Here is a 22,162-nt window from a genome sequence, read left to right as displayed (position 1 = left end):
TATTTTCAAATCATGGTAACATAAAAATCAAATGAGAGGTGACAGAATGGAAAATAAAAACAGGCACTTAATCGCATTGGATTTAGATGGTACGTTATTGACAGATGATAAGAAAATCAGTATTCGAAATAAACAGGCGATATCTCAAGCAATAGAAGATGGCCACGTGGTTGTTATTGCCACCGGAAGACCCGGCCGTGCCAGTATTCAATACTATCAGGAACTCCAATTAAAAACACCGATGGTAAACTTCAATGGAGCACTTGTACACCATCCTCTGGATACCAGCTGGAAAGGTATTCACACGCCAATGCCTCTGACTACCGCACATCGGATTATTGATGTTTCCAACGAAGTCGAAGTAAAAAATATATTAGCTGAAGTGCAAGACCAGGTTTATTTAGATCAATACAGTGAAGATATTATGACTATCTTTCAAGATTTCCCCGAGCAATCGCCATATATTATCGGCGACATTAAATCTAAATTAAAATATGATCCGACTTCTGTTCTTATTCATCCTAACGTTTCGCAGGTAGAGGAGCTGCGAAATCATTTAAATGATTATCATGCGGAAGTCATTGAACATCGTAAATGGGGTGCTCCATGGAATATCATTGAAATTATCAAAAAAGGAATGAATAAAGCAGTCGGGCTAAAAGCCATTGCTGACGAATATCACATTGCCCGTGAAAATATTATTGCTTTTGGCGACGAGGACAATGATTTAGAAATGATTGATTATGCCGGTGTCGGTGTTTCTATGGGAAATGCGATTGACGACCTTGTCTCTGTATCCAAACATCAGACCTTAACGAATGAAGAAGACGGTATCAGCATATTTTTAGAAGAATATTTAAATCTTAATAAGAATAACAGCCTTGTGTAATGGTTATTAAGAAGGGAGTCTGCAGATAAAACATATGCAGCCTTCCTTTTCTTTATCTCTTTTCGATTTTCTGTTAATATAAACTTACGAACAATTAAATGAGGAGGTACTCATATGGCAGTACATATTTCCCCGACACCAAATCCAAATGCAATGAAATACACATCAGATAGTGTTATTTTTTCTGGGACAAACAGTATTTCTGTTATGCCCGGTGATGTTAGCGAGCATGAAATTTTAAATGAATTAATGAAACTGGAAGATGTTGATAACGTATTTGGCTATCAAAATTTTATTACGGTCAACAAACATTTTGACGCTGACTGGGAGAATATTAATCCCAAGGTGGAAGAAATATTTGTTAAATTCGGCTATTAAGAAAGAGGCCGGGAGCTCCCCGGCCTCTTTCTTGTTATCTTATAAATCCCCGGAACCGCTTATGGTCTAGCGAATCCGGGGATTTTAAATAATACTGGCAAAAAACAGCTTATTCTTCTGTATCTATCGGTACATAATTTGCGTTAATCTCATTATCATCTTCATCTTTTCCATACATCACGACGAATGGAGGCTCCTCATGACTAAGCGTATCTTCGGAGAATGTCTCCATGATTTGAAAGCTTTGAAAAGAACCTGCATCTGCTTCTTCCAAGTCTACCGTTGTTTCCTCTTGAATGGTTTCTCCATCCTGTTCAATTCGATAGAAAAAAGCATTTCCTTCTGTTCTTACCTGACCAACGATATGGAATTGTTCTCCATCTGCTGTAATGTCAATTTCCTGGAACATTACGGTGCCTGTCGTTTCATTATTTTCCTCCGGAGCACTCGGCTCAATGACTTCCCCATCTCTATTCCCACAGCCTGCCAATAGTACGAGCACAGCAATAACAGCATACCAACGTTTCATACATATACACACCTTTTTAATCTTTTCTAAAGAACCCATATACTCCAGCAGTCTCCACAATATTTGTAAATGCTTCTGGATCTATTTCATTAATAATTCTTTCTAAATCATATAATTCATATCTTGTCACAACGAGATACATGAGACTTTTATCTGTTTTTGTATAAGCACCCTTTGCAGGTAAAATCGTAATCCCGCGAACCATCGTATCATGGATGGCTTTCTGCAGCTCGTCCGTTTTCTTTGTAACAATAAACGCAGTAACCTTTTCATAGCGTGTATGAATGGTGTCGATCACACGGGTCGTTACATAAAGTGTCAGCATGGTGTATAACGCATTTTCAGGTTCATATAAAATACCTGCAATAACAATAATCAAGGAATTCATAATTAAAAAATAGTTGCCAATCGGTTTATCTTTCAGACGGGATAATATCATTGCCACAATATCCATACCGCCTGTAGAGGCACCTGCTTTTAATGTAATACCTACACCGACTCCAGCGATAACACCGCCAAATACCGCATTTAAAATAATATCATTCGAAATAGAAATAAGCGGTAATATCTCTAAAAATAACGTAGAGAAAAATACAGATATCACACTATAAACAGTAAATCCCTTTCCTACCTTTAACCATCCTAAAATCAAAACTGGAATATTTAAAAGAGCTAATAAAATACCTGTGGATAGGCCGATTCCTAAGAAATCATTAAAAATACTGGATAATAGCTGAGCCGCTCCCGTAAATCCACTGGCATAGACATTTGCACCGATAAGAAAGAAGTTTAAAGATGCAGCATTTAATAATGCTCCAAGTATTACTATACTTATCCTCTTAGCTTCAATATAAAACACAAAACAGCCTCCTTTATTAAATTTTTGACTAAATATTCAATTAAACGTAAACTTATAATTAAATCTTATTTAAATAGAAACGGATGTGATTAAAATGGCAATCACCATTCTGGCAGACAGCGCATGTGATTTATCCGAACATTATTATAACGAATATAGTATTGAAATGATACCTTTAACTGTTCATCTTGAATCAAAAGATTATCGGGACAGTGTCGATATTAAACCGAAGACAATCTATGATGCGATGCGGGAAGGACAGACACCAAAAACATCGCAGGCATCAGCAAACCAATTTAAAGAAATCTTCACTTCTTATGCGGAAGCAGGCAAGCCTCTACTCTATATCGCTTTTTCATCGGAATTATCCGGAACCTGCCAAGCTGCAAAAATGGTTGAACAAGAAATTAAAGAGAAATATCCTGAAGCAAAGCTGCACATTATTGATTCCAAATGTGCTTCACTGGGCCTCGGTCTAGTCGTACTGGAAGCAGCTAAAATGGCTCAAAAGGATATCTCTTTTGATGAAATCATTCAGCAAACCGCCAAAAACGCCGCACAGATGGAGCATATATTTACTGTGGACAATTTAGAGTATTTATATCGCGGCGGCCGTGTCAGTAAAACCGCTGCCTTTGTCGGCGGCTTATTGAATATCAAACCTCTTCTGCATGTCGACGGAGGAAAGCTTATTCCTTTAGAAAAAATTCGCGGAACGAAGAAAGTGCTGAAGCGCATGATAGAGGTCATGGAAAAGCGGGGCAGCAATTTCCAAAATCAAACCATTGGAATCAGCCATGGTGATGATTTACCTCGTGCACAGGAGCTTTCCAGAATGATTCAGGATACGTTTCATGTCAAAGAAGAAAATATTATTATTGAAATGGTTGGTTCCGTGATTGGCGCGCATTCAGGTCCCGGCACGTTGGCTTTATTCTTCTACAACAAATAAAATATATACTTCGCTGTATATACTGTATTGGAGGAAAAAATAGATTTGACGTTATCACAGCGTCAAATCTATTTTTTCTTCTTTTTATTGAAAACGAATCAAGAAATATTTTTTCTTTCCTCTGCGGATAACCGTGAAAGCATCCCCTAAACGGTCCGCTTCATCTACCACGTAATCCAAATCCTGAACACGTTCTCCGTTAATGTAGATAGCTCCATTTTTCACATCTTCTCTTGCCTGCCGCTTCGATGAAGAGATAGAAGCATCCACTAATAAATCGATTAAGCTGGAAGGTTCTTTCCCCGTATCATGATTGGGAACATCCTTAAACGCTTGTTCTACTTCATCTGCTTTTAATTGTTTGATATCTCCGCTGAATAATGCTGCAGAAATTCGCTGCGCCTGATCCAAAGCAGCCTGGTCATGGATGCTGCGTGTCATTTCTTCTGCCAGACGGCGCTGTGCCACCCGTTTTTCCGGCTGTGTTTCTACTTCTTTTTCCAGCTCTGCAATTTCCTCATCTGACAGGAAAGTAAAGTATTTGATAAAACGAATCACATCACGATCATCAGCATTGATCCAAAACTGGTAAAATTCATATGGAGATGTTTTTTCAGCATCTAACCACACGGCGTTCCCGGCGGTTTTTCCGAATTTTGTTCCATCTGCCGTTGTGATTAAAGGAACAGTTAAGCCAAATGCTTCAGCAGTTTCCCCTTGGTTCTCTCTGGAACGGCGGATAAGCTCTAACCCTGCTGTGATATTCCCCCACTGATCACTTCCGCCAATTTGCAATGTACAATTTTCTTCTTCGTATAACCGTAAAAAGTCTAGTGATTGCAGAATCATGTAACTGAATTCGGTAAAGGTAATTCCTTGTGCAAGTCTTGCAGCAACCGAATCCTTAGACAGCATGTAATTAATCCCAAAATGCTTTCCTGCTCCGCGAAGGAAATCAATGATTGTCATATTTCCCAGCCAATCGTGGTTGTTGCGGGAGACAACTTGATTATCGCTGGAGGTATCATCCATATCTACAATTTTGGCAATTTGCTTTTGAATGCTTTCCGTAAAACCAAAAACAACCTCTTCGGTATTCAAGCTGCGTTCACTTGAACGGCCGCTTGGATCGCCAATCATCCCGGTTCCCCCTCCGACTAAGGCAATCGGTTTATGACCAGCCCGCTGAAACCGGCGCAGCATCGTTAAAGGGACTAAATGTCCGATATGCAAGCTGTCCGCTGTCGGGTCAAAGCCGCAGTATAAGGTTACCTGATTATTTTCAAGATGCTTTTCTAATCCATCCCGATCTGTTACTTGATTTACTAACCCTCTGTTTTCTAAATCCTGTAAAATATTCATATTATTTCCTCCTGCTTATTTGTATTTTCTTTTTACTGACAATGCCAGCTGCTCCCCGCTTTTGGTACATCCTTTTTAAGGTAAATAAAAAAACCCGCCTCCTCTCTGGTAAGAAAGGGACGAGTTGGATTCGCGGTACCACCCTTGTTGCTATTATAAAATAGCCGCTTAAGGTTTGTTAACGATGGTTGTCACCGTTCTTCTTATTATCAGCCTCCATGACGCGAATAATAAAAAGAAAAACTCCAGATTGTAATTCGCAAGTGAATATATACTGACTCGCACCATCCGTCAGTTCTCTAAGACAGGGATTCACGTTGCTACTTCGATCCTTCCATGTTTCTTTCATAAAAAATTAAATTCATATGATACTATTCATAGCATAAATAGTTCTTCTATGCAAGCCTTTTTCCGTCTTACTACCAAACTGTATTTTCACTATGTTATAATAAATGTTGAAATAGGAGGTCTAATGTCTATTATGAAAGAAAAACTGCAACGTTTTTTTAATACTGTTAAAGACTGGTGGAAAAAAGGTATCCTCCAGCAGACATCACGAGTTACATACGACGTTGTTTGGAATATTGTATTATTTGTCATTGTGATTATCGGCATCGGCGGAATTTTTGCCGGCGGAATCGGACTTGGGTACTTTGCCTCCCTGGTTTATGACGAACCATTACGAAGTGAAGCATCTATGGCAGATGATATTTACAATTATTCTGAGACATCCAGTATTTATTTCGCTAACGATGTCTACCTGGGAGATATCCGAAGTGATTTATATCGGGAAGAAGTAGCACTTGACGATATCTCACCTACATTGATTGATGCGGTTATCGCAACAGAGGACGAGTATTTTCACGAGCATAACGGTGTGGTGCCAAAAGCGATCTTAAGAGCGACGGCACAGGAATTTCTAAATTCCTCTGTCCAAACAGGAGGAAGCACACTGACACAGCAGCTGATTAAGAATCAAATTCTAACAGACGAAGTGTCCTTTGACCGGAAAGCCAAAGAAATATTATTAGCAATGCGGCTGGAAAATTATTTTACAAAAGATGAAATCATCGAAGCTTATTTAAATATTATTCCTTATGGCAGAAATTCATCCGGCCGTAATATTGCAGGTATACAGACAGCATCTAAAGGTATTTTCGGTGTAGAGGCATCTGAATTAACACTTCCGCAGGCTGCATATCTGGCCGGCCTTCCGCAAGGTCCTTCTTCCTACACACCATTTACAGCGGAAGGTGCGCGAAAGTCTGAAGAAGAATTGCAAGCTGGAATCAGCCGGATGAGAACAGTTTTAAATCGCATGCATGATATGAATTTTATTTCAGATGAAGAACTCGAAGAAGCTGCCAATTATGATATTGCCAGCGATTTTATTGATGCGATCCCTTCTTCTACAGACGAATATCCATATGTCACTTATGAAGTAGAGAAAAGAACCAAGGATATTATTCAAGGTTTATTAATGGAAGAAGACGGCGTGACTGAGAAAGATTTGGCAGAAGATGACGATTTACGAGCTGAATATGCGGAGCGTACAGAAAGAGAATTACGTGACGGCGGCTATCAAATCCATACGACGATTAATAAAGAAATGTACGACGCCATGGAAGAAGCAGCAGACAATTATTCAGACTATGGATATGCCAGAACGTTTACCGCTACAAACAGTGATGGGGAAGAATATGAAGTAACACAGGAAATCCAGACTGGTGCGATAATGGTTGAAAATAACACCGGCAAAATAATTTCATTTATCGGCGGACGCGGTTTTGATGAAGATCACCAGGTAAATTTCGCTACGGATACAAGACGCTCTATCGGCAGTACCATCAAGCCTTTGCTTGATTATGCGCCGGCGATGGAAGAAGGCGTTATTCAGCCGGGAACACCGATTGCAGACTATCCTAGGACATTTGCTGGTGGATGGCCTCCGCGTAACTATGGAGGAGGAAATTATGGCCTTGTCTCTGCCCGTACAGCGCTGGCCAATTCCTATAATATTCCTGCTGCCGCCGTGTATATGGAAATAATCAATAATGACCCTGCTGCTGAATATTTGGAAAAGATGGGCATCACTTCATTAACGCCTGGTGATCATGTTCAGCCATCTCTTTCTATTGGCGGAATGGACCATGGTATATCAGTAGAAGAAAACGTCAATGCTTTCTCCACCTTTGGCAATAACGGGAAGTTTGCAGATGCTTATATGATTGATAGAATCACAAACGCTGAAGGCGATGTGATTTATGAGCATGAAACGGATCCAGTAGAAGTATTTTCACCTGAAACAGCTTACCTGACAGTCGATATGATGCGGGATGTGATTGATAACGGGACAGGTAATTTCGTGAATTCCCAGCTTCAAAACACAAATGTCGACTGGGCTGGAAAAACAGGAACATCTCAGGATTATCATGACGCCTGGTTTGTAGCAACTAATCCAAATATTACCTTTGGAACTTGGATTGGCTATGAAACGCCTGCTCCCATCAATCATGAGTATCATCTGACATACAGTCAGCGGAATATGAAGTTGTGGGCGGAGGTTATTAATGCCGCCGCGCAGGTAGACCCTGTCCTGGTAACACCGGAATCAACGTTTGAACGTCCGGACGGCATTGTAGAAAGAAGCTACTGCGCCGTTTCAGGAATGCTTCCATCCGATTTATGTGAAGATGTAGGTCTGGTTAAAACAGACTTATTTGATTCCCGTCATGTGCCGACAGAAGAGGACAATAGCTTAACCAGAGGCAGCAGACGCGTTTTAGAATCAGATGACGACGGCAGGTCATTCAGCAGAAGCAACGGGATTATGTTCAACCCTGACTGGCTGAGAGAAAATGGTTATGATGATATGGATGACTTTTCCATGCTCTATCCTCGAACAGAAACAGATAAATGGCTGAGAATTGGCATACCAGTCAGTATGTCCTCATCCAGCTCAGACGATGACGGTGATGATGACGATTAACAAATGATATATATTTTTAATAAAACTTCACTCTATCAAGCAAGGGATATCCGCTTATAGAGTGAAGTTTTTTATTACATACCATAAGCTTCCTAACAATTATCAAAAAATACTAAAAAAATGCTGCGATTTTCTGTATAATGGATGGTAAGAGCATTTTGTATCTCATAAAGGTGGTGGATGGATGAAACACATAAAGGAATTTGATTCAATCCTTTTAGAAACAGAGGCAGGTCTGCTGACAATCGAAGGTCCTGTTTCACGCTCCCAGTTAGAACAATATCATTTTCATGAAGAATTAACTGCATTCCGGCCTGCTGACAAACAATTTGAAGCACTTTTAGACATCGCAGAGCTGGAAGAGTCCAGAATTATCATTGCACGTACAACAGATACCATTATCGGCTATGTGACTTACCTGCATCCTGATCCATTGGAAAGATGGTCCAAGTTCAATATGGAGGATTTAATTGAATTAGGCGCAATTGAGATTATCCGGAAATATCGGGGCGGAGGCGTCGGGTCTACACTGCTCCGGCAATCCATGAAGGACCCTTACATGGAAAATTATATTGTCATTTCTACAGAATATTATTGGCATTGGGATCTTGATTACAGTCAATTAAGTATCTGGGATTATCGGAAAGTGATGGAAAAGATGATGGCAGCGGGAGGGCTTCTTCCAGCTCCTACAGATGAACCGGAGATAAACTCTCATCCGGCTAACTGTTTGATGGTCCGTATAGGAAGTAATGTGCCGCAAAAATCCATTGAACGATTTGATAAATTGCGTTTTTTAGGTCCGAATCATTATTAACAGAGATATAACTGAAGGGGGATTCTACTATGCTAGTTGAAGAATTAATGAACAGGAATATGATAACGCTTCCACCGAATGCAACAATCAATGAAGCATTGCAGCTATTAGAAAAGCATAAAATCAGACATATCACGATTGTAGATGAAGCGATGCAGGTGCTCGGTATTGTTTCTGACCGCGACGTAAGAGATGCAAGCCCATCCACTTTTTTGGATACAAGTGATTTTCATATTCTTAACAAAGAGATTCAGACCATTATGACGAGTCCGGTGATAACGATTCATCCCATGGATTTTGTCGAAGAAATTGCTTATATTTTTTATGACAAAGAGATTGCCTGTTTACCGGTTGTCAGCCAAAACAAACTGGTTGGTGTCGTAACCGAAAAAGATATGCTCTATAAATTGATTCAATTGACCGGAACACATGAACAAAGCTCCCTTATTGAAGTAAAAGTACCTGATCTGCCTGGACAGCTGCCAAAGGTGGCAAGTGTATTCGGCAACCATAATGTAAATATTGTTTCCGTATTGCTTTATCCTTATAAGGATCCTGACTATAAAATACTTGTCTTCCGTGTTAAAACGTTAAATCCGATGCCTATTATCAATGACCTTCGAGATGCCGGCTATACCCTGCTCTGGCCAAATAATATTATGGAGCCAAAGAAATGACGAAGCAGGCAGGTTTTATTTATACTTCTAATTTTTTAAACTATCAATTCTCAGAAGATCACCCTTTTAATCACAAGAGGACCTTACTGACGAAGGAACTGCTGGAAGAGCAGGCTACCTTAACAGCAGAGGATTTCATTGTACCTCGGGTTGCATCAGATGAAGAGATTGCTCTTTTTCATGATACAACCTATATTGAAGCGGTTAAAAGAGCCGGCAGCGGAGATTTAATAGCAGATCGGGCACAGGAGTATGGCATAGGAACAGAAGATACACCTATTTTTCCAAATATGCATCAAGCTTCTTCTGCATTAGTTGGAGGCAGTCTCACTGCTATTGATAAAATATTAAACGGAGATTATAAAAAAATAACCAATATTGGCGGCGGACTTCATCATGGATTTCCACGTAAAGCCTCCGGGTTCTGTATTTATAATGATTGCGCGATTGCTATTAAATACTTGCGGGAACAGGAGGATTTGAAAGTGCTTTATGTAGATACAGACGCACATCACGGGGACGGCGTGCAGGCTGGTTTTTATGATGATCCGAATGTATGCACCTTTTCTATACATGAAACAGGCCGTTACCTTTTTCCAGGTACGGGAAACGTAAATGAAAGAGGAATCAAAGGCGGACACGGCTATAGTTTTAATTTACCTATTGATGCTTTTACAGAGGATGATTCTTTCTTAGAATTATATGAAACAGCTTTACGGAAAATTGCTGCGTTCTTCAAACCAGATATTATTGTGACACAAAATGGAGCGGACAGCCATTTTCTTGATCCTTTAACACATTTGTGCGGCACCATGAAGATATATGAGAGAATCCCTTTGCTTGCCGCTGAAATTGCAGATACGTATTGTGATGGAAGATGGCTTGCTGTCAGCGGCGGCGGATACGACATGTGGCGTGTTGTGCCACGTGCGTGGGGACAGGTGTGGAATGTGATGAAAACAGGAAGCTGCTGTAAAGGTCCCCTTCCTGAAAAGTGGCTGAAAAAATGGCAAAAGGAAGCTCCCGTAGCCCTTCCGGCAAATTGGCAGGATGCAGCCGATTCTTATCCGGTAATTCCTAGAAGGGCTGAAATCACAGAGAAAAACAAATTACTGTTAGAAGATATGCTTAAGTATACTGCGATTATTTGATTGTAATGGAGGTTAGATTTCTTCTTTTTCAAACCAGTACTGTCTCTTATCAGCCATAGAAAAAGACAAAGCAGTTTATGATTCAAAACTGCCTTGTCTTTTTTGTTGTGTGTTATTTTGTAGAATCTCTGAATTCCATACGATGCGGCAATACCACATTTTTCTCGTCTACTTCCTCATCGTTCATATATTTCGTCAGAAGACGCATACCTACTGCACCAATATCGTAGGTAGGCTGGACAACGGTAGTCAGTTTAGGACGTACCATGCTTGCCAGCCGGATATTATCAAAACCAAATACCTCGATATCCTCAGGGACTTGCAGTCCATTATCCTGCGCGCCATGAATAACACCTAGAGCAATTTCATCATACATCACAAATACAGAAGCTGGGCGTTCCTCTAATTTTAAAAAGTGCTCCATTGCTTCTATACCTGTTGAATACGCATAAGAACTCTTATATATATAATCTTCTTTAGGCTCTATATCAGCCTCTTTCAATGCACGCAGATAGCCATTCGTTTTTAAAATGTTCACGCTTGTATCTGATTCACTGCCTACTAAAGCAGGCTGTTTGTTTGTCTTCTCAATCAATGATTTTGTTGCTTCATATGCAGCCAGTTCATAGTCAATATTGACGGAAGGAATGGTGTCTGTCGAATCATACGTAGAAGCCAGTACAACTGGAACAGAGCTTGTCTGAAACTGATGAACATGGTCCTCCGTGATATTTCCGCCCATAAACAGGATACCGTCTACTTGTTTTTCCAGCATTGTATTGATCAATTCCAATTCCTTGTCCTTGTTTTGATCCGAGCTGCTTAAAATAATATTGTACTTGTACATTGTCGCAATATCCTCAATTCCCCGGGCAAGCTCTGAAAAGAAGATATTCGATATATCCGGAATAATCGCACCGATGGTTGTTGTTTTCTTACTTGCCAGTCCGCGTGCAACTGCGTTAGGACGATATCCTAATTGTTCAATCGTTGCTAATACTTTCTTTCGTGTGGTTGGTTTTACATTTGGATTTCCATTGACAACACGAGATACGGTCGCCATGGAAACATTTGCTTCTCTTGCTACATCATAAATTGTAACAGTCATGTTTATCTACCTCCTAAAATTCATTTTATCGCAGTGCATCTGGCTGAAACCGGGACTGGCAATGTTGTCAGGTTAGTGCGACCGCTGAAGAAAAACACAACGCTTTCCCATAGGAGTCTTCGTGTTTTTCCTTCGCTAGACAGTTTTATTACTATCTGTATCAAAATTCATCAAAATCATTAACCTGTCAATATTGCCGGGATTACTCGTCCCATCAAAGAGCTTTTGCAAGACTCCCGTTTCAAGCATAGTCAAAATCGGGAAATACAGCCCTGCTGAATAATGTTTCACTTTAAACAAGAACTAATGCTGCATCTATTTATATATCATACGCTACCATGAAAAAAATTACAAAACTTTCATGAAAACAAAATGAAAATTTTCATAAACACACTATAAATATAATATACCTTTATCTTATTATATCCAAACTTGAAACTTTGAAAACATTTTCAACGTTTTATTTTAGCGCAGATCCTGTATAGCATTTTTTCTATCAAAAAAACTGCCCCAAAAATTATACCACTAATTTTTGAGACAGTCTTTATTATTTTCCTAAACGATTTTCAACATCTTTGATTTCTTTAAAGAACTGATCGAATGTCGGGATATCCATTTGCTGAGCTGAGTCAGAAAGAGCAACTGCCGGATCCGGATGAACCTCTGCCATTACGCCGTCTGCTCCGACTGCGATAGCAGCTTTAGCTGTAGGCAACAGTAAATCTCTTCTGCCTGTAGAATGTGTTACGTCTACAAAAACAGGTAAATGAGTTTCTTGTTTTAAAATAGGTACTGCAGAAATATCCAGTGTATTACGTGTTGCTTTTTCGTATGTACGAATTCCACGTTCACACAGCATAATATTTTTGTTGCCTCTGGACATGATGTACTCTGCTGCATTTATGAATTCCTGAATGGTTGCAGATAGTCCGCGTTTTAACAGGACAGGCTTTCCAGCATCTCCAGCAGCCTTTAACAGTTCAAAGTTCTGCATGTTTCTTGCACCGATTTGAACGACATCAATATAATCAACTGCCTGTTCTAAATCTGCAGGATTTACAATTTCACTGATAACAGCTAAATCATACTCATCCGCTACTTTTTTCAGGATTTCTAATCCTTCGATTCCAAGTCCTTGGAAATCATATGGAGATGTTCTCGGCTTAAATGCCCCGCCGCGAAGTAATTTCAATCCTTTTTCTTTTACAGACGCAGCTACTGCAGCAACCTGCTCATATCCTTCTACTGCACATGGACCAAATACATAGCTGATTCCGCCATCGCCGACTTTTTCCCCTTTAAGCTCAACGACTGTATTTTCAGGCTGTTTCTTTCTCGATACTAAAAGTGCCTTGCTGTTATCTTCTTCTTGAAGCTCAAGACTTGCTTTGAAAATTTCTTTAAAAATATGTTCAAGTGTTGAATCCTGAAATGGACCATCATTGTTACTTTTAATTTTATCCAGCATCTCACGCTCACGCACTGGATCAAATCGCTTAATGCTCTGCTTGGTTTTTAATTCACCAATCTCTTGATTAATGCCTGCTCTCTTGTTAATCAATTCTAGTATTTCCAGATTGACCTTGTCCATTTGTTCTCTTAGCTGTTCCATTTCATTACTCATTAATACACACTCCTCAAGTCACTTAATCTGTTTAATCATTTAGAATAATTAGAGACCATTATAGCTAAGATTCTTCTATTTGTCACCATCTAATTAATGTAAAATTTTAATTCTTAGAGAAAATACGGAAAAATGGAACCATTAATTATATTATATATCTTGGAAGAAGGGCCAAAAGCCCTCCCCTCCTCCTTTATAAATCCAATATATTTTCAATTTAAAAATCAGCGGAGTTCTACAATCATATAGAACGAAACTTCATTCAGCGGGAATTTTACGGGCGGTTCTCCGGGACAGACAAGATATAATTATAAAAAAACATTGATGAGTAAAAATGCTCATCAATGTTTTTAAGTATTATGATTTTTTATTTGCTTCTTTTTTTACTTCATTAACTGCTTGTTTTGTTTCTTTTTTTACTTCTGCTGTTTTTTTAGAAGCAGTTTCTTCTGCCTCTGCTTTTTTATCAGCAGCTTCTTTTTTTACATCTTCTATTTTATCTGATACCTCATCTTTTAAATCCGAAGCCTTATCTTTTGCATCATCCAGCTTCTCACCAGCAGAATCTTTTACATCTTCTGCTTTATCCTGAGCATCATTCAGTTTATCTTCTACGACATCCTTCAAATCAGCCGTTTTTTGTTTTACGCTTTCTGTAAGCTCCTGAGATTTATCTGCAACTGTCTTGGATAAATCAGAAGTTACATCCACTGCTTTCTTCGTTAAATCGGAAGTTGTAGAATAAGCTTTATCTTTCCATTCCACACCTTTTTCCTGAGCTGTTCCTGCTAATTCTGTTGCACGATTTTTCACTTGAACCGCACTATCGTTTAAATCACTGCGCAGTTCTTTACCTGATTTTGGTGCAAGCAACAATGCTGTCGCAGCTCCTACAAAACTTCCTACAAGTGTTCCGATAATAAAATCCTTCGTGTTAATCTGATTGTCTGCCATCCGTATAACCTCCTAAGATTTAATTAGACTTGTGTTTCCGATTATTCCAATACTCAAAAATGGAAGCACCCCATTTTACTGCTTGAGCAGCTTTTTCCTGGTCCTCTTTTGAGTGCTTTGAAATAATATTAGATAATTGCTGTAATGACTTATTAAAGTCTTCTACTGTATCACCTATTCCCTTTGCTCCCTGGATTAAACCATCAAGCTGAGTTGATTTTTGAGTTAAATCAGCTACCAGCCCTTTAGAATCCTGAACAACCTCTCTTGCATCTTCTGTAACTCCGTTTACCTGGTGATTGATTTTCCCTAATGTTTCCCGAACTTCTTCCATTGTTTTCTTTGTGTTGAACACTAAAATAACCGCATAAATCATTAATATGAGCAAGGCTATTATGGCAATTGCCAGTGCACTATAGAGGATAACTCCCATAAACTTATATCACTCCTTTATTTCTTGATTCATCCATATTGATTAAATACGTTTTAAGGGATAGTATGTACTTCATAAAGAGGTTGTCCAAATAACCCGGTAAAAATGTATTGGATAAAACATTGCTTTATCCAGTCTGCAGGAAAACACGATTATTTGGCTCTTTAACATCTGCGGTGAAGTAAACGGCATACTTATCCGTATCACTTTTAGCCCATTCCATACCGGGAGAGCTGGCACCATAATTTATTCTTACCCTGCATAGCTAAAGAATAAACTACATTTTCCCTTAAAAGATTTAATCCATATACTTATTGTATCTTATTTTTCCGTTAAAATACAACATCAATCTATATCCAGTATAGAATGCTGCAGCTAACCGCCCTTACATCGAATGAAATTTCATTCAGCAGGTATTTTCGAACAGCTGTCTTTACTGTATTTAAGATACATTGCTTTCATCAATAGTACTGCAAGAATGGCTTATATCTGCCCCTGTGTCGCTGTTTAGCAACGAGAGCCAGTTGGAGCCCCGGAAATTCTCTAAGCAATCCATAGACAGCTCTTTAGCCTCTCAGGATAAACGAGATTGCCTGCACACCCACGGCAAATAGAAAAAAGCAGTGAACCGCTTCACTGCTTTTTCATTTAGGCTAGTGTCTCTTCATAGGATTTCTGGAATTTTTGAATATCTCCTGCACCCATGAAAATCAACACGCTATCTTTATATTCTTGTAGCACATTGGTATGCTCTAAATCTAAAATATCACTTTCAGGAATCAAATTTTGCAGATCCTCAATAGTTAATTGACCTGACTGCTCTCGAGCCGACCCAAAAATATCACATAAATAGACTTTATCTGCTTGGTTTAAACTATCTGCAAATTCTTGTAAAAATGTTTTTGTACGTGTAAAGGTATGCGGCTGAAAAATAGCAACCACTTCTTTATTTGGATACTTTTTACGAGCTGATTCAATTGTTACTGCAATCTCCTTAGGATGATGTGCATAATCATCTACAATTACCTGAGAATCAATTGTCTTTTCTGTAAAGCGTCTTTTAACCCCTTTAAAAGAGCTTAATTCCTTCATAAATTCAACTGGAATTCCTTCGTAGTGACAAATCGCTATCACTGCTAGTGAATTTAAAATCGTATGATTTCCAAATGTAGGAATGAAGAAATGCTCATAATAGGTGCTTCGAACATATACATCGAATTCTGTTCCCTGCTCTGTCTCTACCACATTTTTCGCTTGGAAATCATTTGTCTCATTAAAACCATAATAAATAATCGGCACTTTCGTATGAATGCCTTGAAGTTCTTCATCATCACCGCATGCAACAATACCTTTTTTCACGCGATCAGACATAGATTGAAAAGCATCCACTACATCATCTAAGCTTGTAAAATAATCCGGATGATCAAAATCAATATTTGTCATAATCGCATAGTCCGGCTCATAGCTTAAAAAGTGTCTGCGATATTCACAAGCTTCAAAAGCAAAATATTTACTGTCAACATGCCCACGCCCTGTCCCGTCTCCAATTAAATAAGAGATTGGATAAGCACTTTCCAAAACATGTGATAATAATCCTGTCGTTGTCGTTTTCCCGTGTGCACCTGTAACAGCAATACTTGTATACTGCTTCAACCATTCGCCTAAAAACTCATGATACCAATAAAATTTACAACCAAGCTCTCTCGCTTGTTTTATTTCAACATGGTCTTCAGGAAAAGCATTTCCTGCTATAATCGTATAATCTGATTGAATATTATCTTTTGAAAAAGACAGAATAGGAATATGTTTTTCTTCTAATGCCAGCTGTGTGAAAATACGGCTGTCAATATCTGAACCCTGTACTTTCTCACCTGAGTCATGAAGAATTTGTGCTAATGCACTCATCCCTGTTCCTTTAATACCTATAAAATGGTAAGTTGTCATAAAACGAACCTCCAACGTTTTTTCATCCATTCATTTTCATGTCATTTTATTTGTTATCAGCGGCTCTGTGTCAAGATATTATATAACCGCAATCCCATTCAATGGATTATAACAAATAAATAACTTATTTTAAAGCAAAATTTATTATTTCAAAGCTTTTAAAAGTAAATTCAAGCATTTTAAACATATTTTTTTAAACGAAAGCGTTTGTCCGCCCATTTATTTACATAAAAATGTACTTCCTTTTGCATTTTTGCAAATGCTGGCCGGTGGGGACGAATCATCTCAAGTCCCTATTATCCTTTCTTAACACGTAAAAAAGAAGCACCATTTTCTGTACAGATAGAGAGCCTATATCTCATTCTATACAGATAATGAATAATATGTGCTTTTGCCTTATATTTTCTTTCTCTCTTGAAAAGCTTCCTTTATATTTTAGTAACTTTCCGGAATTATAGCAACTTTTTTAGTTGTCCTTATTTTTGATATGCGGAGAAACAGCATCCGGCAAGCCTTTCTTAACAAACAAAGTGTGAGCTAGTTTATTATAAAGTAACCGTATTTTCACCGCCAAAAAATGAGAGACAGTTTACATACTGTCTCTCTGCGCTTTTGTAATCAAGACCTCTCGCGCACGGCTGCCATTTTGCCCTGAGATAATTCCCCGCTGTTCCAGAGAATCAATTAATCTCGCAGCACGGTTATATCCTATTTTAAAATGCCTTTGCAGGGAAGATGTGCTTGCACTATTTTGATTTAATACAAATTCAATCGCATCTTCCAAGAGATCATCTTCCTCTTCATCTATCTGTACTTGTTCTAATAAATCTTCCTGTTCAAACAGATATTTCGGTTCAGCCATTGATTTTGCATAATTTGCTACTCGTTCAATTTCCTCATCAGACACAAATGGTCCTTGTAAACGAACACTTTTCCCGGCGCCGTTCTCAATCAGGAGCATATCCCCTTTTCCAAGTAACTTTTCCGCACCGCTGGAATCAATAATTGTCCGTGAATCCACTTGGGAAGATACACTAAAAGCAATTCTTGTAGGAATATTTGCTTTGATCAGACCTGTAATAACATCCACAGATGGACGCTGCGTTGCAAGCAGAAGATGAATACCGCATGCTCTTGCTTTTTGCGCAATTCTGCTGATGGCATCCTCCACATCCTGCGGAGACATCATCATTAAATCAGCTAATTCATCAATAACAATCACGATAAACGGCATCTTTTGATCTGCTTTTCCTTCTCGCAGCATTTTTTGATTATACCTGCTTATATCCCGGACCCCTTCATTTACAAAACGATCATAGCGATCCTCCATCTCTGCCACAGCCCATTTCAGACTCTGTGTAGCAGCTTTAACATCTGTGATGACAGGAGAAACAAGGTGCGGGATACCATTATATGGAGCAAGTTCAACCATTTTAGGATCGATTAACAGAATCCGCACATCCTCATGACTGGCATTATAAATTAAGCTGACAAGAATGGTGTTGATACAGACACTTTTCCCCGAACCGGTAGCTCCTGCAATCAAACCATGCGGCATTTTATTAATATCAATTACTTTGGGCATTCCTTCAATAGTCAGTCCCAGCGCCACACTTAAAGGAGACTTATTATCTTTAAAATCATCCGATTCAATTATCCGCTGGATCCCCACCATTTCCGGGTGAAGATTAGGAACCTCGATGCCTACTGTATTTTTACCTGGAATAGGTGCCTCAATACGAATATCCTTCGCTGACATATTTAGTTTTAAATCGTCAGCTAAGTTTTTAATCTTGCTTACCTTGACGCCCATCTCAGGATGCACCTCAAAACGTGTAACAGACGGCCCCTGTGTTGCCTTTACAACTTTTGCTTTGACTTGAAAATGCTTCAATGTCTCTTCCAGTAAATCTTGCTGTTCTATCAGCCATTCTTCATCCTCTTCGGTTGATTTGGCTGCTGGATCGTTTAACAAGTGCAAAGGAACCTCTCTCGGTTCAGGTTCGCTCCGTGAAGGTACAGGTGCAGGTACTATATTCACAGTCGAAGCCATGCTTTCGGAATCTTGATTCGTTGCATGGGTTTCGGCTAATTTTTCCTCTGCCTTGCGCAGCTCGTCCTCGCGTCTTTCATGTGCTTGCTGCAATCGCTGAAAAGTTTCCTCCCGTTTTCGCTGCTCCTGCAAATTTTTCTTATCCCGCGGAGTCATCATTACATTAAAAGCAGTTGAAGCCTGACTTGACCTTTCCTTATTCTGGCTTGGCATCTGGTTTGTTGTATGAATCGGGTTTCTTTTTTGGGAAGTAACATCATTTTCAGTTTCGGTTTTAGGCTCTTCCGGCTCCGGAGGTGTTTCTTGAACCTCATCTTCCTCCGTCTCCAGCATCTCCGCCGTACTGCTGACTTCCTGCTGAACTTCATGCGTTTGTTCTAATATCATATCTTTTGAAAAAGTATCCTGCTGCTTATCTGACGGATCCGCTGTTTCAAAGATATCAGCTTCTTTTCTATCCGAGTGGTGTCCTGTATCTATTGTCGGAAATTCTTCCTTTTTCCTTAACAATGATTCAGTTGACATCATCGTATCTTCTAAGCTGCTCGCTGCTTCATCCTCTTTTTGAAGTTTGGATTCCTTTCTCTGATACGCTGGTATTTCATGAATCAGCTTAGATTCTCTCGACTGAAAGCCATAAATCGGAGAAGGCACCTCTGTCGGCTGAAAAGGAACATCCGGGTTTTTCTTATATACTTTTCTTCCCGGGTTATTTTCCGCTTGCGGAGTACTGCGCGCATTACGTGCAGGATACGAAGCTTCTTTTCTGCTTCGGTTCGGCAGCGGGCGATGATTGTCCGGCTTTTTGTCCGCAGTTGTTTCTTTTCTTTGATTATTTTCTCTGTGTGTCCGTCTCTCTCTTCTTTCTTGTACAATATCTTGATTTCTTCTTTTATAACTAGGTTGCTTGTCAACATTCGTTTCTTTTTTTTGATCAACAGTATCTGGAATCACCGGAAACTTAAATGATCGCCCGGAAGGATAATGGTATGTCATTTTTGTCTGTATATTTGGTTGTTTATCAGATTCTTCCTGTTCAACCTCAACAAATTCCTCTACTTCTATTTCCACTTCTTTTGTAAATATGTTTTTGAGCCGTTCTTTCCATTGCTCCCACCACATATGCATTCACTCATTTCCTTAATTGTTCATACTGTTCATTTTAGCAGTTTTTCAAGGGGATTTACATGATTACTGCGATAATTTTTTCGGTTTCCTTTCCTGTTAAAAAATCCCCTGCTCACACAAGGGATTTGAAAGTTAAAATGTAAATTCTTCGCCAATTTGATACGTATCATCCAGTACATAAATGCCTTTTTCCTTCGGCACATCAGGCAAGCCCAGTTCTTTTTGAGAACAAACCATTCCGTGAGAAGGTACACCTCTTAATTCAGATGCTTTAATTTTCATTCCGGACGGCATCGTTGCTCCTACTTTCGCTACAACGACCTTTTGACCTTCATCGATATTTGGAGCGCCGCAAACAATTTGCAAGGTTTCTTCCCCAACATCAATTTGACATACACTTAATTTGTCCGCATTTTCATGGGCCTGTTTTGACTTTACAAATCCTACTACAAATTTCGGGCTCAAATCAAATTCAAGGGGGTCATCTATTCCTTTTCTTTGGAAAAGTGTACGAATTTCCGCTAATAAGCTTTCTTCTAGAGGAATCGCACCGTTTTTTTCATCTAATTGAAAGTAGGTGGAAGCATGAAAAATATTGTAGCCAAGCACTTCTCCATCAGCTGATGTTATTTTAGTGATATCCCCATTCGTTTCTTGCTTTAATTCATAGCGGTTCCCTTCCTTAATAGGAAGAATCAATACATCTCCAATTCCTTGACGGTTATAAAAAACATCCATTTCTTTCACTCCTCATTTTTCTCAGGTCGATTTTTTGCCAGTATAAATACCGGCTCTAATTTTTTATTTTCATAAACAAACGGCAAAGAAGTAATCGGTATTCTGCCATCCGCAAAAAATTTCATTGTCATTTGCGCTAAAATATCATATCCAGATTTATTTTGGATATCTCCTAAAATAAGCACATCCTGATGCGGTACAGCAACAGTTAATTCTCCTTTTGCATTGGCACGCATCTCTTCTAAAAAGGCTTCGTTCAGAATACGGCTTGCATCATAACCATCCTGTGTTGCCAAGAAATAAAAATCATTGCCTGCAACCTGATCTGCTTTCGGCTGATAAGATAAAGAGCGGATATTGAAAGATGCTATTTCATCTAATCTTTCCTTAGACCAGCCCTCTTCCTCCAATAAATCCTCATCAATCAAACGGTAAGACTTTCCTAAATCAAGTGCATAGAAAACCCGGGTTTCTGCAGTATGATCTTTATAAATCAACTTCTTCTTTGCCTTTGTTTCTGTCGGGAAGGAAGGGGAACGGAGCACAGGAAAAATCTGCTTTTCCATTCCTTTTAAATGCTGCGTCTGATTCATAATTTTTAACGCTTCATTAACATGCTCCACGATTTCATCAAGGGCTTCCTTCCCCCGGTCATTATATTTAGCAATTAAATTAGGCAATGATACCGTCATGCCTTCGTTCGAGTCCTTCCATTCAATTCGTACAGCATCGTCATCACGCTTGTAGGTCACTCGATAATCAGGGTTCTTCAGTTCATCCTCCAACAGGCGTTTCATCTTAATGCTTGTCATTTTTGCCATACAAATGCCTCCCTACCTATTTAGCAAGCCCGTCTAAAAAGGATTCGATTTCTTCTTGTGTTTTCCGGTCTTTACTTACAAATCTGCCCAGTTCTTCCCCTTTTTCAAACGCCAGAAAGCTAGGAATACCATAGACATCATATTCCTGACAGAGCTCGATAAAGTTATCCCGATTTACTTCTACAAATTGAAATTGTGAATAAGCCTCTTCTATTTCAGGCAAAATCGGTTCAATCACGCGGCAATCCGGGCACCATCCTGCCGTAAATAAAAAGACAACCGGGCCTTCTTGAATATACGTATTAAATTCCTCTGTATTTTGTAATTCTTTCATTTTATACATCCTTTCTTTACTCCTATCATAGCTTGCCACACATATTCTTTCAATTATGTTACCTTGTTTCCATATTATTTGAATTTTGATTTTTATCGTTCATTTTTCAAATAAGATAAAACAATAACATCACTTGGTCTTTAAATATCGGTGTTTTTGCCAGAGTGATACCCCCTGCGACGGGTTATGGCGGGGTGAGTAATCACCAATGTTGTCAGGTTAATGCGGCCGCTGCAGAAAAACACTACGCTTTCCGTGGGCTTGAGCTCAGCCTCCTCAAAAAAAGAAGTTCGCTTTTTTCTGCGGGGTCTTCCCTACGCGCTTTCCCAGTCGAGTAAGCGGGAATTCAGTTCGATAATTGCTTGCTGAATTCCTCTACTCCTCCCAGAACCGTGCGAGCGGTATTACCGCACACGGCTCCT

At 39.2% G+C, this 22,162-nt stretch carries 19 protein-coding genes and 1 other annotated feature; of the genes, 7 read left to right on the top strand and 12 right to left on the bottom strand.

Features of this window, described 5'->3' with window-relative positions:
* Window positions 1-46: 46 nt before the first annotated feature.
* Window positions 47-889 carry a Cof-type HAD-IIB family hydrolase gene (locus ACFO3P_RS11640; RefSeq protein ID WP_042535485.1) on the top strand — a complete coding sequence of 281 codons (843 nt, stop codon included), beginning with the start codon at window positions 47-49 and terminating at the stop codon, window positions 887-889.
* A 114-nt stretch (window positions 890-1,003) separates the two neighbouring features.
* On the top strand, window positions 1,004-1,267 hold the full coding sequence (locus ACFO3P_RS11635; protein WP_042535487.1) for a NifU N-terminal domain-containing protein: 264 nt from the start codon (window positions 1,004-1,006) through the stop codon (window positions 1,265-1,267).
* Between the two features lie 109 nt (window positions 1,268-1,376).
* On the opposite strand, the gene ACFO3P_RS11630 is transcribed toward ACFO3P_RS11635, so the two are convergent.
* Together ACFO3P_RS11630 and ACFO3P_RS11625 are read right to left on the bottom strand one after the other, a co-directional pair.
* On the bottom strand, window positions 1,377-1,796 hold the full coding sequence (locus ACFO3P_RS11630; RefSeq protein ID WP_052485098.1) for a hypothetical protein: 420 nt from the start codon (window positions 1,794-1,796) through the stop codon (window positions 1,377-1,379).
* A 16-nt stretch (window positions 1,797-1,812) separates the two neighbouring features.
* Window positions 1,813-2,655, bottom strand: a complete 843-nt coding sequence (locus ACFO3P_RS11625; protein ID WP_193064340.1) for a YitT family protein — start codon at window positions 2,653-2,655, stop codon at window positions 1,813-1,815.
* Window positions 2,656-2,749: 94 nt separating this feature from the next.
* Here ACFO3P_RS11625 and ACFO3P_RS11620 point away from each other — a divergent pair, with 94 nt between their 5' ends.
* A complete protein-coding gene (locus ACFO3P_RS11620) occupies window positions 2,750-3,607 on the top strand; it encodes a DegV family protein (RefSeq protein WP_042535492.1) in 858 nt (285 codons plus the stop codon).
* 84 nt (window positions 3,608-3,691) lie between these two features.
* Here ACFO3P_RS11620 and tyrS read toward each other — a convergent pair whose 3' ends face one another.
* Window positions 3,692-4,969, bottom strand: coding sequence for a tyrosine--tRNA ligase (gene tyrS, locus ACFO3P_RS11615; protein ID WP_042535493.1), 1,278 nt, complete (start codon window positions 4,967-4,969; stop codon window positions 3,692-3,694).
* A 112-nt stretch (window positions 4,970-5,081) separates the two neighbouring features.
* Window positions 5,082-5,315, bottom strand: a binding site (T-box leader).
* Between the two features lie 126 nt (window positions 5,316-5,441).
* Here tyrS and ACFO3P_RS11610 point away from each other — a divergent pair.
* The 4 genes from ACFO3P_RS11610 (at window position 5,442) to ACFO3P_RS11595 (ending at window position 10,603) form a co-directional block, all read left to right on the top strand.
* Window positions 5,442-7,958, top strand: a complete 2,517-nt coding sequence (locus tag ACFO3P_RS11610; protein WP_226895001.1) for a transglycosylase domain-containing protein — start codon at window positions 5,442-5,444, stop codon at window positions 7,956-7,958.
* A 184-nt stretch (window positions 7,959-8,142) separates the two neighbouring features.
* Window positions 8,143-8,775, top strand: a complete 633-nt coding sequence (locus tag ACFO3P_RS11605) for a GNAT family N-acetyltransferase (RefSeq protein ID WP_042535494.1) — start codon at window positions 8,143-8,145, stop codon at window positions 8,773-8,775.
* Window positions 8,776-8,804: 29 nt separating this feature from the next.
* The gene (locus tag ACFO3P_RS11600) at window positions 8,805-9,452 is read left to right on the top strand and encodes an acetoin utilization AcuB family protein (RefSeq protein ID WP_212929567.1); all 648 of its coding nucleotides are present in this window, start codon (window positions 8,805-8,807) and stop codon (window positions 9,450-9,452) included.
* On the top strand, window positions 9,449-10,603 hold the full coding sequence (locus ACFO3P_RS11595) for an acetoin utilization protein AcuC (protein ID WP_042535496.1): 1,155 nt from the start codon (window positions 9,449-9,451) through the stop codon (window positions 10,601-10,603). Before ACFO3P_RS11600 ends, ACFO3P_RS11595 begins: the two co-directional genes overlap by 4 nt.
* A gap of 112 nt (window positions 10,604-10,715) precedes the next feature.
* Here the strand turns inward: ACFO3P_RS11595 and ccpA are convergent, their stop codons facing one another.
* The 9 genes from ccpA to ACFO3P_RS11550 all read right to left on the bottom strand — a co-directional run bounded on the left by ccpA (window position 10,716) and on the right by ACFO3P_RS11550 (window position 21,749).
* A complete protein-coding gene (gene ccpA / locus ACFO3P_RS11590; RefSeq protein WP_042535498.1) occupies window positions 10,716-11,711 on the bottom strand; it encodes a catabolite control protein A in 996 nt (331 codons plus the stop codon).
* Between the two features lie 547 nt (window positions 11,712-12,258).
* Window positions 12,259-13,335: a bifunctional 3-deoxy-7-phosphoheptulonate synthase/chorismate mutase gene (locus ACFO3P_RS11585; protein WP_212929569.1), complete on the bottom strand. Its 1,077-nt coding sequence runs from the start codon at window positions 13,333-13,335 to the stop codon at window positions 12,259-12,261.
* A gap of 357 nt (window positions 13,336-13,692) precedes the next feature.
* Window positions 13,693-14,289 (bottom strand): YtxH domain-containing protein, encoded by a 597-nt coding sequence (locus ACFO3P_RS11580; RefSeq protein ID WP_042535502.1) that lies wholly within the window; start codon window positions 14,287-14,289, stop codon window positions 13,693-13,695.
* Between the two features lie 19 nt (window positions 14,290-14,308).
* Complete coding sequence (locus ACFO3P_RS11575) at window positions 14,309-14,722, bottom strand: DUF948 domain-containing protein (RefSeq protein ID WP_042535504.1); 414 nt, start codon at window positions 14,720-14,722, stop codon at window positions 14,309-14,311.
* A 648-nt stretch (window positions 14,723-15,370) separates the two neighbouring features.
* Window positions 15,371-16,666: a UDP-N-acetylmuramate--L-alanine ligase gene (gene murC, locus ACFO3P_RS11570; RefSeq protein WP_042535506.1), complete on the bottom strand. Its 1,296-nt coding sequence runs from the start codon at window positions 16,664-16,666 to the stop codon at window positions 15,371-15,373.
* A 589-nt stretch (window positions 16,667-17,255) separates the two neighbouring features.
* Window positions 17,256-19,847 (bottom strand): DNA translocase FtsK, encoded by a 2,592-nt coding sequence (locus tag ACFO3P_RS11565; RefSeq protein WP_289585376.1) that lies wholly within the window; start codon window positions 19,845-19,847, stop codon window positions 17,256-17,258.
* Window positions 19,848-19,979: 132 nt separating this feature from the next.
* The gene (gene ytpR / locus ACFO3P_RS11560) at window positions 19,980-20,585 is read right to left on the bottom strand and encodes a YtpR family tRNA-binding protein (protein ID WP_289585375.1); all 606 of its coding nucleotides are present in this window, start codon (window positions 20,583-20,585) and stop codon (window positions 19,980-19,982) included.
* Window positions 20,586-20,590: 5 nt separating this feature from the next.
* A complete protein-coding gene (locus tag ACFO3P_RS11555; RefSeq protein ID WP_042535510.1) occupies window positions 20,591-21,406 on the bottom strand; it encodes a DUF1444 domain-containing protein in 816 nt (271 codons plus the stop codon).
* Window positions 21,407-21,422: 16 nt separating this feature from the next.
* On the bottom strand, window positions 21,423-21,749 hold the full coding sequence (locus tag ACFO3P_RS11550) for a thioredoxin family protein (protein ID WP_332093802.1): 327 nt from the start codon (window positions 21,747-21,749) through the stop codon (window positions 21,423-21,425).
* Between the last annotated feature and the right edge of the window lie 413 nt (window positions 21,750-22,162).

Origin of the sequence: Oceanobacillus aidingensis (assembly GCF_042654105.1) — a bacterium.
Classification (GTDB): domain Bacteria; phylum Bacillota; class Bacilli; order Bacillales; family Amphibacillaceae; genus Oceanobacillus; species Oceanobacillus oncorhynchi.
This window is presented reverse-complemented; position numbering and strand designations above follow the sequence as displayed.